The sequence below is a fragment of the Type-D symbiont of Plautia stali genome (assembly GCF_001485335.1).
Classification (GTDB): domain Bacteria; phylum Pseudomonadota; class Gammaproteobacteria; order Enterobacterales; family Enterobacteriaceae; genus Pantoea; species Pantoea vagans_C.
In genome coordinates, this window is record NZ_BBOC01000037.1 from 1 (window position 1) to 15,241 (window position 15,241).

General features: G+C 56.0%; 14 protein-coding genes and 1 pseudogene. 8 read left to right on the top strand and 7 right to left on the bottom strand.

Features of this window, described 5'->3' with window-relative positions:
• The 6 genes and pseudogenes from PSSD_RS13175 to PSSD_RS13200 form a co-directional block, all read left to right on the top strand.
• Window positions 1-197 (top strand): annotated as a pseudogene (locus PSSD_RS13175) (Zn-dependent hydrolase); the annotation flags it as partial.
• Window positions 191-1,126, top strand: coding sequence for a phosphotransferase (locus PSSD_RS13180; protein ID WP_058972537.1), 936 nt, complete (start codon window positions 191-193; stop codon window positions 1,124-1,126). The pseudogene PSSD_RS13175 and the gene PSSD_RS13180, both read left to right, overlap by 7 nt.
• Window positions 1,123-2,061, top strand: coding sequence for a choline kinase family protein (locus tag PSSD_RS13185; RefSeq protein WP_058972538.1), 939 nt, complete (start codon window positions 1,123-1,125; stop codon window positions 2,059-2,061). Before PSSD_RS13180 ends, PSSD_RS13185 begins: the two co-directional genes overlap by 4 nt.
• Window positions 2,062-2,280: 219 nt before the next feature.
• Window positions 2,281-2,550 carry a hypothetical protein gene (locus PSSD_RS13190; protein ID WP_064511461.1) on the top strand — a complete coding sequence of 90 codons (270 nt, stop codon included), beginning with the start codon at window positions 2,281-2,283 and terminating at the stop codon, window positions 2,548-2,550.
• Window positions 2,547-4,073 (top strand): sodium:solute symporter family protein, encoded by a 1,527-nt coding sequence (locus PSSD_RS13195; protein WP_058972539.1) that lies wholly within the window; start codon window positions 2,547-2,549, stop codon window positions 4,071-4,073. Before PSSD_RS13190 ends, PSSD_RS13195 begins: the two co-directional genes overlap by 4 nt.
• A gap of 63 nt (window positions 4,074-4,136) precedes the next feature.
• On the top strand, window positions 4,137-4,832 hold the full coding sequence (locus PSSD_RS13200; RefSeq protein ID WP_058972540.1) for a DJ-1/PfpI family protein: 696 nt from the start codon (window positions 4,137-4,139) through the stop codon (window positions 4,830-4,832).
• Here the strand turns inward: PSSD_RS13200 and PSSD_RS13205 are convergent.
• Genes PSSD_RS13205 through PSSD_RS13220 form a run of 4 tightly spaced genes read right to left on the bottom strand, consistent with a single transcriptional unit; the run spans window position 4,822 to window position 11,382 of the window.
• Complete coding sequence (locus tag PSSD_RS13205) at window positions 4,822-6,405, bottom strand: cyclic peptide export ABC transporter (RefSeq protein WP_058972541.1); 1,584 nt, start codon at window positions 6,403-6,405, stop codon at window positions 4,822-4,824. The two genes, PSSD_RS13200 and PSSD_RS13205, sit on opposite strands and share 11 nt — an antisense overlap.
• A gap of 8 nt (window positions 6,406-6,413) precedes the next feature.
• On the bottom strand, window positions 6,414-8,393 hold the full coding sequence (gene fhuB / locus PSSD_RS13210) for a Fe(3+)-hydroxamate ABC transporter permease FhuB (protein WP_058972542.1): 1,980 nt from the start codon (window positions 8,391-8,393) through the stop codon (window positions 6,414-6,416).
• Window positions 8,390-9,262, bottom strand: a complete 873-nt coding sequence (locus tag PSSD_RS13215) for an ABC transporter substrate-binding protein (RefSeq protein ID WP_058972543.1) — start codon at window positions 9,260-9,262, stop codon at window positions 8,390-8,392. The genes fhuB and PSSD_RS13215 overlap by 4 nt, the downstream gene beginning before the upstream one ends.
• A complete protein-coding gene (locus PSSD_RS13220) occupies window positions 9,256-11,382 on the bottom strand; it encodes a TonB-dependent siderophore receptor (RefSeq protein WP_058972544.1) in 2,127 nt (708 codons plus the stop codon). The genes PSSD_RS13215 and PSSD_RS13220 overlap by 7 nt, the downstream gene beginning before the upstream one ends.
• Window positions 11,383-11,478: 96 nt before the next feature.
• On the opposite strand from PSSD_RS13220, the gene PSSD_RS13225 reads away from it, so the two are divergent.
• The gene (locus tag PSSD_RS13225; RefSeq protein WP_235589231.1) at window positions 11,479-12,324 is read left to right on the top strand and encodes an AraC family transcriptional regulator; all 846 of its coding nucleotides are present in this window, start codon (window positions 11,479-11,481) and stop codon (window positions 12,322-12,324) included.
• A gap of 21 nt (window positions 12,325-12,345) precedes the next feature.
• Here PSSD_RS13225 and PSSD_RS13230 read toward each other — a convergent pair whose 3' ends face one another.
• A complete protein-coding gene (locus tag PSSD_RS13230; RefSeq protein WP_058972545.1) occupies window positions 12,346-13,077 on the bottom strand; it encodes an SDR family oxidoreductase in 732 nt (243 codons plus the stop codon).
• Between the two features lie 155 nt (window positions 13,078-13,232).
• On the opposite strand from PSSD_RS13230, the gene PSSD_RS13235 reads away from it, so the two are divergent.
• Window positions 13,233-14,165 carry an AraC family transcriptional regulator gene (locus tag PSSD_RS13235; RefSeq protein WP_058972546.1) on the top strand — a complete coding sequence of 311 codons (933 nt, stop codon included), beginning with the start codon at window positions 13,233-13,235 and terminating at the stop codon, window positions 14,163-14,165.
• Window position 14,166: 1 nt separating this feature from the next.
• Here the strand turns inward: PSSD_RS13235 and PSSD_RS28365 are convergent, their stop codons facing one another.
• A complete protein-coding gene (locus PSSD_RS28365; protein ID WP_268810637.1) occupies window positions 14,167-14,298 on the bottom strand; it encodes a hypothetical protein in 132 nt (43 codons plus the stop codon).
• Window positions 14,299-14,479: 181 nt separating this feature from the next.
• Complete coding sequence (locus PSSD_RS13240; RefSeq protein WP_058972547.1) at window positions 14,480-15,184, bottom strand: SDR family oxidoreductase; 705 nt, start codon at window positions 15,182-15,184, stop codon at window positions 14,480-14,482.
• Window positions 15,185-15,241 lie beyond the last annotated feature (57 nt).

Consider the following 15,241-nt stretch of genomic DNA (forward strand, 5'->3'; position numbering starts at 1 on the left):
TGCGATCGGTGGCGGGGCACGATGCTATCAGCCTCAGCTATCACTGCCCCAGTGCGCTGCTGTTCGTACCCAGTGCCGGTGGGCTTTCCCACAACGAGCACGAATTTACCGCCACGGCTGACCTGCATACGGGTCTCGATTTACTGATGGCGTTGTTGAGTCAACTCTGTCTAACCAGCGAGGGCACCCCATGTTGACGCGTTTGCAGCAGGCGCTGGCGGGCTGGCAGCCAGCACTTGAGTTTGATATTCAGCCGGGAACGGCGGGAGTTGCTTCACCGCATCGTTTAGCGACGGAGTGGGCAGGATTTCGTCTGACCTCGAACGGTCAGCACTATTACGCCAAAGTGTTATTTGATGACCAACAGGCACTGATTGATATTCAACGCAGCGCTGAAATCAGTCGACAGGCAGGCGAACTCGGTATCTCGCCAACGTTATGTCATGTCGATTCAGCTGCAGGCGTGTTGATCTTTACGGCACTGGATACTGATTTTCACTGGGCCAGGCTGGAACAATTGCGTGACCCGCAACATTTTGCCGCGTTGACGCGCACCCTGGACAGACTGCATCAATCCGGATTGCCGTTGCCCTCACACTCTCGTCAGCAAGATATGCTGCGGCTGCGCGGGTTAGCGGAGCAGGCGGCGCTGGTGCTGCCTGATGAGATGCTGTGGCTGGGGGAGTGTGTCGATCTCGCCTGGCAGGCAATCAATGCCACCCCTTTTGAGCCGGTGCTGATCCACGGGGACAACATCGCCAGCAACTGGGTAGTGAACCCACAAGGTGAATGGCGTTTACTCGATTTTGATTACGCTGCACAAGGTGATGCCTGGCACGATATTGCCACGTTAATCCATGAACAGCTGCCCACTGACGATCGCTGGCGTGATGCCATCCGGACGTGGCGCGGCAGTTGCAGTGAAGCCGATGTGGCACGCTGCCGGTTGTATGCCTTCGTTGATGATTATCACTGGACGCTGTGGGGCATGCTAAACGGCGCGACCAGCCCGCGTGGGCTGGAGTTTGCCAAACTCGGGCAATGGCAGTTGTTGCGTTGTCGCCAGAGTGTGAGCGATCCCCGTTTTGAACGTTGGTTGAACCTGACTGCGGAGAAGGCGAAATGAGTAAATCCTTGGGTGAAGCGCAGAGCTGGCAAGAGCAGCGGGTTGAACAAGCGATTGCAGCGATGCCGGAATGGCAGGGTAGGGCAGTGCACTATCGTCCGGTCAGTGGCGGGATCTCCAACGCAAACTGGCACGTTGCGGTGGAGGGTGCGCCTTGTGCCTACTTTGTGAAGATTCCGGGTGAAGGTACAGAACGTTTCATCAATCGTGATACCGCGCATGAAGCCAGTCTGAAAGCGGCACAAACCGGTTATGGCGTGCCGGTGGTGGCTTATCTGCGCGACCTGGGCGTTGAGATCTTTGAATTTATTGACGGCTGGCGCGCCTCCTCGAACCTCGATTTTCAGCAGCGGGCCATTCGCCATCGTGCGTTACAGGGGTTGAAGAGTTTCAACGATCAGCCGCTGCTCAAACAGAATAAAACCGTGTTCGACATGCTGGATGAGCACATTGAACAGGTGACGGCGCTGAACGTACCGTTCTCCGCCGATGCCGCCTGGTTGCACAAACAGGCCAAGCGTGCGCAGCGCGCATTAGAGGCCGGAGGGCTGGATTTGGTGCCCTGCATGAATGACACTCTCGCGGGTAATTTCATGCTTAATGATAGCGATGATATTCGGCTGGTGGATTTTGAATACGCTTCGAATAATGATCGCTGCTATGAACTGGCGCTGTGGTTTGGCGAAATGTTCTTTACGCCCCAAATTGAGCTGGAATTACTGGAGGATTATTTCGGCAAAGTCGATAACGCCTTATTTGCCCGCGTGCAAATTCATAAATATCTTGCCGATATGAAGTGGTCTACCTGGGCTATTATTCAGCATCACGTGGCGGATATTGATTTTGACTTTTCTAAATATGGGGCGTGGAAGAACTTACGCGCGCGCAGCGTGTTGAATCATCCGGACTGGGAGAACTGGCTGCGCGCTGTCTAATTTGCCCGTCAAACTTCGAGTCACAGCAGCGTTGGCTGTGGATGTCCACCTCAGTCACTGACTTCATGGGGATGGGCTCCCTTGTCGCCTTGCTGTGCCGCGAATGATTCAGGGCGTAGGATTGTTTTAAAAGAATTTTAAATAGCACCAACGGGGAAATGCTGTTTTTCAGCAGGTAAAGGAGTGCGCTCATCGTCATTGTAATATTCGGAGGTTGTTATGAGTTCGATGGTCATGGCGCAGCAATTGCGCGCCCGCATTAGTATTAAAAATAAAATATTTGCCTTATACCTGGCAGCATTATTACTGCTGGCACTGTGCCCGCCACTCTATTTAAGCGTGAGCGGTAACAGTGCGTTATTTATGGGGATCCCACTGCCGATTATTTACTGGCTGGCAATAGCGGTATTTCTCGGTGTGGGATTATGGGTGATGTATCTGGCGGAATGTGCCTTTGGCGAGATTCCAGATGACGAGGAAGTAGCATGAACATTAGCGCAGCAGAACCCCATTATTTGATCACCTTTGGCATGATTGGCCTGTTTCTGGCGATCATGATTGCAGTGTTGTACGCCACCAACCGTAAAAGCACCTCGTTTTCTGATTATGCGGTGGGCGGTCGATCTTATGGCCCGTGGTACATCGCCATGAGTTACACCAACTCGTGGTGGCCGGGTGCAACCTTCACCGCGTTCTTTTCATTGTCAGTCAGCGGCGTGATTGGTTTTTACGGTGCGGTTTACTCCACGCTGGGTGTCACCGCGATGTACCTGATGGCTCGACGCGCATGGAAGTGGGGGCAGCATTTCAACCTCACCACGCAACCCGATTTGCTCGGCATGCGCTTTAACAGCCCGGCGGTAAAACGAGTGGCCTCGATTATCGGCATCATTTGCGTGTTCCCGTGGGTGGTGATGGGCATTCAGGCACTGGCACTATTGGTGGAGTTCGCCAGCTTTGGACGCTGGGGCGTCACCACCTGCTTGATCGCCGGCGTGCTGCTGATTCTGGTCCGTCAATACTGGACGGTGAGCATGGGGATGCGCGGTCTGATCATGACCGATATGTATCAGGGCATCATCGCTTATGGCTTGGGTGCATTAGTCTGTGTCGCGCTGCTGTTTGGCGGTGACCATGGCTTTGGGCAACTGGCCTCACTGCCGCCAGCGATGTTGCAGATCCCCGGCGCTGAAGGATCGCATTATGGTCCGTGGTATATGTTCAGCCTGATCTTTACCGGTGTGATTGGTTCGATGTGCTGGCCAATGAGCTTCCAGCGCATCTATACCGCCAGTGGTATTCGCGCAGTGAAGAAAGGCACCTTGCTGACCATTATGCTGGTGGGCGGTTTTTACGCCATCCTGATGCTGTTTGCCACGGCAGTGAGCCAGGACCCTAATGTTCAGGCCAATCCACAAAACGGCTTCTTTACTGCGCTGTTTGATCAAGGCGGTCCTTGGCTGCTGGCGTTGGCGCTGGTCATCGTACTGGCGGCGAGTATAGGCCACGTGGACGGTTGTGTGCAGGTGTGCGGCACCCAGTTTGCCAACGACCTTGCCACCTGGAATAAACCCCGTAGCGATCGCCAACTGACGGTGCTGGCCAAATCGGGCATGGTGGTGTTTATCGTGGCTGCGGCACTGCTGGCTTACTTCACCTTTAACTATTCACGTTTGCAGTTGCTGGCACAGATCTCGTATCAGGGCATTATCCAGCTGGCGGTCCCGCTGTTCTTTGGCATCTTTAGCCGCTTTGGTAACAAGCAAGGCGCGTTGATGGGCATGATGACCGGCATCATTATCGCCATTGTGCTGACGGTATTCTTCCCAGATGACATCCCGGCGCTCGGTTCTCTCACCAGCGGGATTGTTGGACTGGCCGGTAACGTCGCAGTGTTTGTGCTGTGCGGTGTGCTGATCCCTGTCGATGACAAAGAGAAAGCCCGTGTGGAGGCGCTGTTTGCCCTGGCCGATGGCGTAAAACAGCCGTTAGCAAAACCGATACTGAACTAACGTATTGCAATCGTTTTAGCAACAAGGCCATGATAACGCTCTGATTCCCCTCTGGAGCCTATCATGGCCGCTTCCTCGCCGTTGAACATTGGTCTGCTGTTGTTCCCCAATCTGACACAACTCGATCTGACTGGCCCGTGGGAAGTTTTTGCCCGCATGCCCGGTGTGAATAACTACCTTATCTGGAAAGATCGCCAACCGGTGATGTCCGATCGCGGCCTGGCTATCGTGCCGACCACCACCTTTGCCGACTGTCCGCCACTCGATTTGATCTGCATTCCCGGTGGTCCAGGGCAAATTGCGCTGATGGATGACGAGGAGACGCTGGATTTTGTGCGGCGCACAGCGCAACACGCACAATGGGTGACGTCGGTGTGCACTGGCTCACTGGTGTTGGGTGCCGCGGGATTGTTGCAAGGATATCGCGCCACTTCCCATTGGGGCTCGCTTGATCAGCTGAGTCTGCTGGGGGCGACGCCAGTTGCGGAGCGTGTGGTGCGAGACCGTAACCGCATCACCGGAGCGGGTGTGACCTCGGGGATCGATTTTGCGTTGACTGTGTCGGAAGAGTTGTTTGGTCGCGAGGTGGCAGAAAATATTCAGCTGCAGATGGAGTATGATCCGGCACCGCCATTCCACGCCGGGTCGCCACGCAGCGCGTCACCCGAACGTCTTTCACAGGCGCAAACGCAGATGCAGGATTTTATTGCCCGCCGCCGTGTGGCAACAGAAGCGGCGGCCGCCAGACTTAAGCGTTAACCAACTGACCCCATTCCAGTTTTAAATAGCGATCCGCGAGGTGGAAATAGCGATCGTCATGGGTGATGACCACCACTGCTTTACCCCTAGCGGTCAGCGCGGGTAGCAGCTGGTGGTAAAACACCTCGCGAAAGGCAGGGTCCTGGTCGGCGGCCCATTCATCAAACAGATAGAATGGACGGTCCTCCAGCCAGGCCACCAGCAACGCGAGGCGCTTACGCTGCCCGGTGGAGAGTGCCAACGTCGAGAATTTTCCCTCCTCCAGCGTCACCTTTTGCGTTAATTGCAACGCCGCCAGCAGTGCCTGAGCGTCATCATTCCAGCGTGCGCTATTAATACCCTGCAAATCTTCAAATAAGTGAAAATCATTGAATACCGCAGAGAACAGCTGGCGATAACCCGCCCGGTTGGATGCGTTTATCTCTTTGCCGTCCAGCAGCAGTTGGCCGCTATCAGCCGGATACAAGCCCGTCAGTAGTCTGGCGAGCGTGGTTTTTCCGCTGCCGTTGCCTCCTGTGAGAAACACCAACTCACCGGGCTGAAACTGCAGCGTAATCGGTCCAAGCTGAAACGAATCGTGGCGATAGGTGACAGCACGTAGTTCCAGGCGCTGGAAGCTGAACGGTGGTGTGTCAAAGTGGGTGTGCTCGGGTGGCAGTTGCTGTTGCATGGCGTTGATACGCTTGAGTGCCACCTGCGTCATGGTCAGGCCGGGCAGGGCGGAGAGCGCATTTTCAATCGGCACGATCATGTAGAGAAACACCATGGCGAAGCCTGACATTACGGCACCTTGCACATTGAGCCTGTCTGCCAGTAAAAACATCACCACGCCGATAAATGCAAAGAAAAATACGCTGGCCCAAATGTTAGCGAGGGCATACAGCACATAGCCACGCGTGCGCTCGACCCGCACTTGTTCAATGGTGTGAAACAGTTTGTTGTGCAGGAATGCCTGCTTGCGCGGTGCGTGCAGGCGAAGCTCTTTCGCTCCACTAAACAGTGCACTGACTTCGCCCGTGAGCGTCTCTTCACGCTGGCGTGACTGGCGCATCAACTGCAACGCGCGGCCGTGAACCCAGTGATAGCCGAGTGAGCCGACCAGCACGGTCACTAGCGCAATCACCATCACCGTCAGCGAGAGATAGCCGAGATACCCCATGCAGCCCAGAATCACCGCCAGCGACATGACAAAGCTGGGTAAGGCGATAAAAAACACCACCACCTGATCGAGATCTTGCGTCAGGATGCTGAGCGCGCGCGGCATGCCGTGCCGTTCCAGCTGGGCGTATCCGGCATCTGCCACCTGTTGTACCAGCTTGCGGCGCAACTCGGCTTTGCAGCGCTGACCCATTGCCATAAACAGTGACTGGCTAAGCGTACGCGTGCCAAGCATCAGGAGGGCCAGCAGCGCGAACTGCCACGCTAAGTGCCAGCGCTGCGCATCACTGGCGCCTAAACCCTGATTAATCACCGCCAACAGTGCCGCATTGCTTAACCCGCCAATCACGCTGCACGCCAGCGCGACAAAGAACAACACACCGGTGGTGCGCAGTAACATCAAATAAATCGCCACCTCATCTCCTATGAGTTTGAGCTATTCAGCGGTCGCCACAGCAATAGCGCCAGCCATGGACCACCCATTAGTGTTGCCATCAGTCCTGCCGGAATCTGACGCGGATAGAGCAAATTGCTGCCTGCCCAGTCGGCCAGCATCATCAGCAAAGCCGCAATCAGCGAGGCGAGCATCAGTTGTCCCATCGGCCTGCGCGCGCCAAGCTGGCGAGCCAGCTGGGGGCCGAGCAGGCCAATAAATGACAGCGGTCCGACAATCAGGGTGGCAACGCCAGTCATGGTTGCCGCCAGTAGCATCAGCAACAGCCGGGATTGGGTGATGTTGAGACCCAGGGACGACGGGATTTGATGCAGCGGCAGCAGTACTAAGGCGCGGCGCAGCAGCGGCGTGATTGCCAGTAGCACCAGTGCCAGGGAAAACGCGATGGCGGCAATCGGTGTGCTGACGTAATAGGTGGAGCCGGTCATCAGCTGGCGCAGCATCGCGGCCGCCATACCGTTATTGCTGATCACAATTGCGGCAACCGACTGGAACAGCGCAGTGATCGCCAATCCACTTAGCAACATACGTTGAGGGTTGAGGGCATAGTGACGCGCTTGCCACAGCGTCAGCCCCAACGTCAGCAGGGCACCGACGGCGCTGCTGACTAACATTCCTGACATCCCCGCCATTGGCCACAGCAACAACTGCACCGTGATGCCCAGCGATGCACCGGCACCAATCCCCAGCAGTTCAGGGCTTGCCATAGGATTGCGGCTGATACGCTGCAAAATCACCCCCGCGGCTGCCAGCAACACACCCGCCGCAATCGCCGCCAGCAGGCGCGGCAGCCGAAACGGCAACATCACGCGCATTTCGTTGAGTGAATTCCAGTGCCAGCCATTCACCCCATGCGCAAATCCAAGTGCAACGGCCAGCATAATCAGGAAAAGCATGACTACCGGAAGCAACGCAAAACGGCGAGCGGGAAAAGGCGAGGTCTGAGGCTCGTTAATATCGGGCTGAAAAATATGGCGCAGGCGCGGCAAAAACCACAGTAGCAGCGGCGCACCAGCCAGGGCAGTCATCATGCCGGTGGGAAGCAGCAGGCCATCGATGCCATTAAGCCGACTGACTCCTTGATCGGTCAGCCACAGCAATCCGGCAGCTAACAGCGGCGACCAGATAAGTTTATGCCGCAGCTGTTTTGCGCCTGCTAACGCGGCCAGATGCGGTGCCGCCAGCGCGATAAAGCCAATCACCCCCACCACGCTGATCACCAGGCTGCTAATCAGCAGAGCTGACGCAATCGCAATAGCACGGACCCATCCTGCGGGCAGACCGATCGCGCGCGTGACCCGCTCATCCAGTGCCAGCAGACGCAAGGGGCGCAAAATCAATAGCACCGGAAGGGCAGCCATCAGCAAGCGCGGCAGCAGCCACCAGAGTGCGTGCGCATTCTCTTGCGTCAGCGAGCCACCGCCCCAGATAAACACGGCTGAGAGTGAACGGTCGTAAATGATCGATAACAGCAGATTGGCGGCACCGCAGTACAGGTTCACCAGCATACCGGCCAGGGTTAACGCCAGTGGGGTAAACCCCTGGCGAAGGCTGAGTAAAATCACCAAGGCAAAGGCGACGAATGCACCGCTCAGGGCAATCCATTCCCGGCCAATCAACAGCCAGGCGGGCGCCATCAGCGTCACCAAAGAGAGTGCTAAAGTTGCGCCGGATGCGATGCCCAGCGTCATGGGTTCTGCCAGCGGATTACGCAATGCCTGCTGCATCACCACGCCGGTAAAGCCCAGTGCCAGGCCGCACAGGATTGCCATACCCTGACGCGGCAACCACATCAGGGTAAACACCTGTTGAGCAAGAGTCGGGCGTGTCGTACCGCGCAGTGCTTGCCAAGCCTCGTGCCAAGGCAGTTGGTGCGCCAATTGCTCCAGGCACAATATGAGGGCCATCGCAAACAGCAGTAAGGTGAGTGAAGCGGGATGGCGACTCAAGGATTTGCCTCCTGCAGCGCATTGACCAGGGCTTCCGCAAATCGCACGGCAGTCAGCACGCCACCCTCGGTTGAGAGGCCGTCCGGCATCAGCAGTAGCCGATGACCCTTGGGGCGTGTCAGCGTATGCCATAAGGGTGATTGCAAAACGGGCGTCATATCGATCTCGGGCCAAGAGGGGAGCAGCACTAACCAACCGGGCGCGAGCTGAGTCAGTGTTTCTAATTCCAGGGTCGCGTAACCTTGTGCGCCGACGGCAAACGGCATACTGTGCTGCAGGTCCAGGAGTGCCAACACATCCACAAACAGACTGCCCGCGCCAAGGGCCAGCACGTGCAAAGTATCCAGCGGATGCAGCAAGTAGATGGGCTGCTTTTTGAAGCGCGCGGCTTGTTGACGCGCCACCACCAGGCGCTGTTGCAGGCTGGCCATCACGTTGTCGGCCTGAACACGACTATCGGCAAGCTGTGCCAGCTTTTGCAAGTTCTGCTGTGCCAGTTGCCACGGACTCGGGCCGCTGGTGGCAAAATAGGAGAGTGGCGCAATGCGGGAAAGCTGTGCTTCCGCCATACGGTGTGCGGGCGTGACCAGCAATTGAGTTGGGCGCAGTTCAAACAGCGTTTCGTAATTCGGTTGAAACAGCAAACCCACGTCAGCAACCTGGGAGGGTAAAGCAGGCTGGCTGAACAGACGGCGATACCAATCCGGTGCTGCCACACCTACCGGTGTGATGCCCAACAGCAGCGCCATTTCGGTTAACCCCCAGTCGAGGATCACCCAGCGCGGCGCAGGCTGTGCCCATGCCGGAAATGAAAAAAGGGCAGCGCCTGCCAGCGCCCCCTTAATCAGTGTTCGACGACGTATCACCACTGATAACTGACCGTCGCGATCAGCTGACGCCGCAGGCCGAAGTGGCAGCCGAGATCGTTACAGTTGCTGATGTACTGTTTGTCGGTCAGGTTTTGCAAGTTCAGCCCCAACTGCCAGTCTTGCCAGCGGTAGCGCATCATCGCATCGTAGATCATCGCGGCCGGGACTTTCAGGCTGTTGTCCGTGGTGGCATAGCTGGTGCCGACGTAGCGTCCGCCACCGCCAATAGTCACGCCGTCCAGCACGCCCGGTAAGGCATATTCGGTCCACAGTGCTGCCGTCTGACGCGCGATGGCCACCGGCTGTTTGCCTTGGGTATCGTCGTTGGCCGAGAGCACTTTCGGATTGGTCAGCGCATATGACGCATTAACCAACCAGCGTGACGTGATATTCGCTTTGGCATCCAACTCCAGGCCCTGTGAGCGAATCTCGCCGGTTTGCACCGAGTAGTTGGCGTGATCCGGGTCGGCGGTTAAGACGTTGGTCTGACGCAGGTCATACAGCGCCGCACTGAACAGGGCGTTAAAGCCGTTGGGTTGATACTTCACACCCACCTCAGACTGCTTACCTTTGGTCGGCTTAAACGGATCGCCGCCAAATGAGGTACCCGCCTGCGGCTGGAACGAGGTGCCGTAACTGATATAAGGCGCGATGCCGTTATCAAAGTGATACAACAACCCGGCACGGCCAGTGGTGGCGTAATCATTCAACTCGGTGCGTGCACCGCTGACCCAGTTCTGGCTGCGGGTTTGCGCTTTGTCATAACGTCCACCCAGATTCAGCACCCAGTTGTTCCACTTCATGCTGTCCTGCAGGTAGATACCTTGCTGAGTCATGAACGAGCGGCTGTGATAATCGATCGACGGCGACTCAACCGGCGTGCTGTAGTCTGGATTGAGGTAACTGATGTCCGATGCGCTACCATAACCGCTGTTTTGGCGCAGATCGTCATGTACAAAATCGAAGCCCAGCGTCAGCGCATGATTGACCGCACCGGTATCCACATTGCCTTGCAGATTAGTATCGACATCAAAGGCGTTGAACGATTCGATCACCCGCATGCTGTCGCGGCTCACCGTGGCCGAACCATCGGTTATCGTGGCCGTTGGATACACCATCTGATAGTCGCTGCTGGTGTGCAGATAACGCAGGTTCTGATGCACACTCCAGACGTCATCAAATTTGTGCATAAAGTCATAGCCGATGCTGGCCTGCTCGCGACGGTAATAATCGAAGCCCGGTTGACCCCCATAGAAACTGTCTGAGTAATTGCCTTGAGCCAGTTTGATCAGGCTACCTTCCAGCGGCATCTGGTTATAGAAACCGGTATAGGGATCTTTGCGGAACTGACCGAGTAATGTCAGGCGCGTGTCGTCATTGGGTTGCCATGTCAGCGCAGGGGCGATGTCATAGTGCTTATATTTGGTGTAATCGACCTGAGTATCATTGCGTGACCAGGTGCCGGTGATGCGGCCCAGCCAGTGTTCATCGTTATCCAATGCGCCCGAGAGATCGAGGCCGGTTTCAAACAGATTGTGGCTACCGGTACTGACGAATATCTGATGAATCGGCTCCGCCGTCGGGCGTTTGCTCATCAGGTTAATCACGCCGCCAGGACTGGCTTGTCCGAATGTCACCGAGCTTGGGCCTTTGACCACTTCAACGCGATCCAACAGGAAAGTGTCGTAATTCGGACGTGACCAATAGGTGACGGTAGGTAAGCGTAGGCCATCCAGGTACTCGTCAGCGGAAAAACCACGGATGTAGATATCGTCAAAACGGTAATCCGCACCACCGCCTTCCGCACCAATCCCGGCGTTATAGCGCAAGGCCTGCGGAACATTCAACGCCGCCTGTGAGGCCATTTGTGCCTGCGTAATGACGGCGATGCTTTGTGGCGTTTCGATAATCGGCCGCGTACTTTTCGTGACAGAATCAGCTTTCTTAGCCACCTGATTCCAGCTGTCGGCATCGCCACTGTCACTATCGACACTGTTGGCCGTCACGGTCAGTGTATTGTTTGAATTATTATTATCAGCGGCCCAGCCCGGCGCGCTGCTGATCACTATCAGCAGCAACGCGCTTAATGGCTTGCGCTTAAAGGTGCGATGACCCGGCATTTATTTTCCCCGATATGTTCCAATGGCCCCAATTAGTGATACAAATGATAATCATTACTATTTTATTTGATAGCGTCCTGCTGGCGGATTCACGCGGTGTTTACCACGAATCACGCAGAGCAGACATCAAACGGCAAATTAACGGGATTGGGTGAAAGGGTGTTGCAGAAACCACTTGCGGCGGAGATGACGCCACCACAGCCTTTACTCGCCACGCGCGAGATGCATTATCACGCGGGTCGTGAGGAACGCTGGCACGCGCATGAAGTGGCGCAGTTGGTGCTTTGCACGCAAGGAGTGATGCGGGTACAAACGCAAACGGCTTCCTGGACCTTAACGCCGGGTCGTGCACTCTGGCTGCCGGGGACGTTACCGCATGCCTTGACGGCGCTGAGCGATATCCGCAGCACCAGTTTATATCTCGATCCCAAGCTGGCCCGCGCTTTCTGGCCACAGGCGCGCAGTATGTTGATCTCGCCGTTGCTGCAGGCGTTGATTCAAGCGCTAGTGGACATCGAATTGCAGCCGCAGCCCGAACTGGATCGGGTAGCGTTGATTTCACCTTTGTTGCTGGATGAGATCCATCGCGCTGCTGATGGCCCGGTGTGCAATTTACCGCTGCCGAGTGACCGTCGCTTGCTCAATATTTGCCAGCAGTTACTGGCAAGCCCGGCCAGCAGCGATACGCTGGAGGAGTGGGGGCAGCGGGTGGGTGCCAGTTCACGCACGCTGGCGCGACTGTTCCGCGAGCAAACCGGCATTACCTTTACCCAATGGCGTCAGCAACTGCGACTCTCAGAAGCGCTGGTGCAACTGGCGCAGGGGCAAACCGTGTTGCGTACTGCCAATCAACTCGGTTATCAGAGCCCCAGCGCTTTTATCTCCATGTTTCGTCGGTTAATGGGCGAAACGCCGCAGCGTTTTTTACGAATTTCAGCCTGAAATCGCCACGCTTATTTAGCCTCAATGCCCGCTGGCAGTAGGGCGCACGGTGATTTCGTTGACATCAACTTCGCCAGGCTGATCGATGGCCCAGCCGACGGCTTTAGCAATCGCTTCGGGCTTGAGTGCAATCTGACGATAGCTTTTCATCGCTTCGCGCGCCACGCTATCGCTGATGCTATCAGCGAGTTCAGACTCCACCACGCCAGGGTTGATCACCGTGACACGCAGTTCACGTGATTCCTGGCGTAAACCATCTGAGATGGCGCGCACGGCAAACTTTGTCGCGCAATAGACGGCGGCGGTCGGTGACACCGTCAGCGCCCCTACCGAGGCGATGTTGATAATGTGCCCGGCGCGTTGGGTCTGCATCGTTGGCAACACCGCCGCTATCCCGTACAGCACGCCACGAATATTGACGTCCAGCATCGCATCCCACTCCTCGACTTTCATGGAACTCATCGGCGAAAGCGGCATCACGCCCGCGTTATTGATCATCACATCGATGCGGCCATATTTTTCCAGTGCAAAATTCGCCAGCTTTTGCGTATCACTGCGTTGGGTGACGTCCGTGGCAAGATAATCGACGAGTGCGCCTTGGCTACGCAATTCATCACACAGCGTCGCGAGACGTTCGGTACGTCGGGCGCCAAGTACCAAGGTGTGGCCTTGCTGTGCCAGGTAACGGGCAATCCCTTCGCCGATACCGCTGCTGGCACCGGTCAGAATAATCACTTTTGCATTAGGGGTCATGGTGGCTTCTCCTTTGGGTGAGGAGGCATTGTTGAAAAAAACGTGTTGGCGCAATAGACCGGAAAGTGGTGCATCTTTGCCTGATTCTCTCGTCGCGATTGTGCTAATGAAAACTTCAAGGCTATGCTTTGCCTGAACCTCTCAGGAAACCCCTTATGTCGAACAGCGTGCAACAGCAAACTTGCCATCTGCTGCGTCAGTTGGCGCGTCAGGAAGGCTATACCGAGTCGTTGCTGGAGAGCGTGCGTTTTATGCGCGCCGACCAACAATGGTCACGAACGCCAGTATTGTATGAGCCCAGCATCATCATTATTTGTCAGGGTTCAAAGCGGGCCTTTCTTGCCGATAAGATGTATCGCTACGACGCGCAGCATTATCTGGTGCTGTCGGTGCCGCTGCCTTTCTCTGCCGAGACCGAAGCGACCTCGGAAGAGCCTTTGCTCGGTATTGCCATTCGTCTGGATGCGACCATGGTGGCACGTTTGGTGGCACAACTGGCCGATGTTGAAAAGGCGGTGACTGAACCTCCAGCCGGGATTGTCTCAACCCCTGTCAATGATGCTCTGGCGGAAAGCACCTTACGCTTGTTGCAAGCGCTGAGTGATCCGCTTGAGGCGAAAGTGTTGGGGCCGGCACGCGTTGAGGAGATTTGCTTTCGGGTATTAATGGGTGAGCAGGGTGTGGCGGTGCGTGCTGCACTGACATATCAGGGGCACTTTGGTCGTATTGCGCGGGCGTTACTGCGTATTCATGCTGACTGGAAACAGCCTTTGGATGTGCCGCACCTGGCGAACGAAGCAGGGATGAGCGTAGCGCGTTTCCATCTGCATTTTAAAACTGTCACCCAGACATCGCCGATTCAGTATCTCAAGTCACTGCGCTTGCATCAGGCTCGATTGATGATGATCCAGGATAACCTGACCGCGGCGGGTGCGGCGGCACGAGTGGGCTATGAAAGTGACTCTCAGTTTAATCGGGAATTTAAACGCATGTTTGGTCGCAGTCCGGCGGAAGAAGCGCGGGTGATGAAAAAAGCGTTTGAGCTGCTACCGCCGGAACAACTTTCCGCACGGCTACAACCACACTGAATCAACGAAGACCCATCACGGCAACGACGACTAAGATCCAGAACAGCGCACAGCCGCTTAGCATCCATTGCCAGATTTGGTGACGTTCAGGGTTGAAAAGCGCATTCAGGCGCGCACGTAAAATCATTTGCATAACGACCTCAAGTCAGAAAGTTTAAAGAAATAGCCAGTGGCTGCCGTTAACGGGTAGCCGCTGCGAATAAGACTATTCTGACTGTTTTTTAAACACCTATCGACGAGACCAGTCTTGGTTTTCCGACTGTGAGGACGTTATGGTTATGCTGCTCAGAAGATTGTGCAGTATTGACGACGCATTACACGCTGCGCGTTACCCCGCCATCAACGCGAATGTTTTGCGCGGTGATGTAAGCCGCGCCCGGTGACGCCAGGAAGGCGATGGTGGCGGCCACCTCTTCAGATGTCCCGTAGCGTTGCAATGGCACGCTATCACGACGCTCATCGGTTTTCGGCAGGCTATCGATCCATCCCGGTAACACATTGTTCATGCGGATGTTGTCCACCGCGTAGGTGTCAGCGAAGATCTTGGTGAATGAGGCCAAGCCGGCGCGGAAGACAGCAGAGGTTGGGAACATATCGGTAGGTTCGAACGTCCAGGCTGAAGAGATGTTGATGATGCTGCCGCCCCCCTGTTTTTGCATAAAGGGCGTGACCAGGCGCGCAGCGCGCACCACATTCAGGAAATAGGTTTCCATGCCGCGCTGCCAGTCATCATCGCTCAGTTCCAAAATCGGGGCGCGCGGGCCGTGGCCTGCACTGTTCACCAGCACATCAATGCGGCCCCAACGTGCCAGGGTTGCCTCAACCAGTTTTGTCAGATCGTCAACAGACTGATTTGAACCGGTGATGCCCAAGCCACCTAAACGATGAGCCAGCGCTTCTCCCTTACCCGAGGAGGAGAGAATGGCGACCTTAAATCCTTCCCTCGCCAGTGTTTCTGCCGCTGCCGCACCCATACCGCTGCCACCTGCAATGATGACTGCTACTTTTTCTACTGTCATAGTGATGATTCCTTTGTTACTTATGGCTGATATCACGCAGTATAGTGGTTGTTAGCA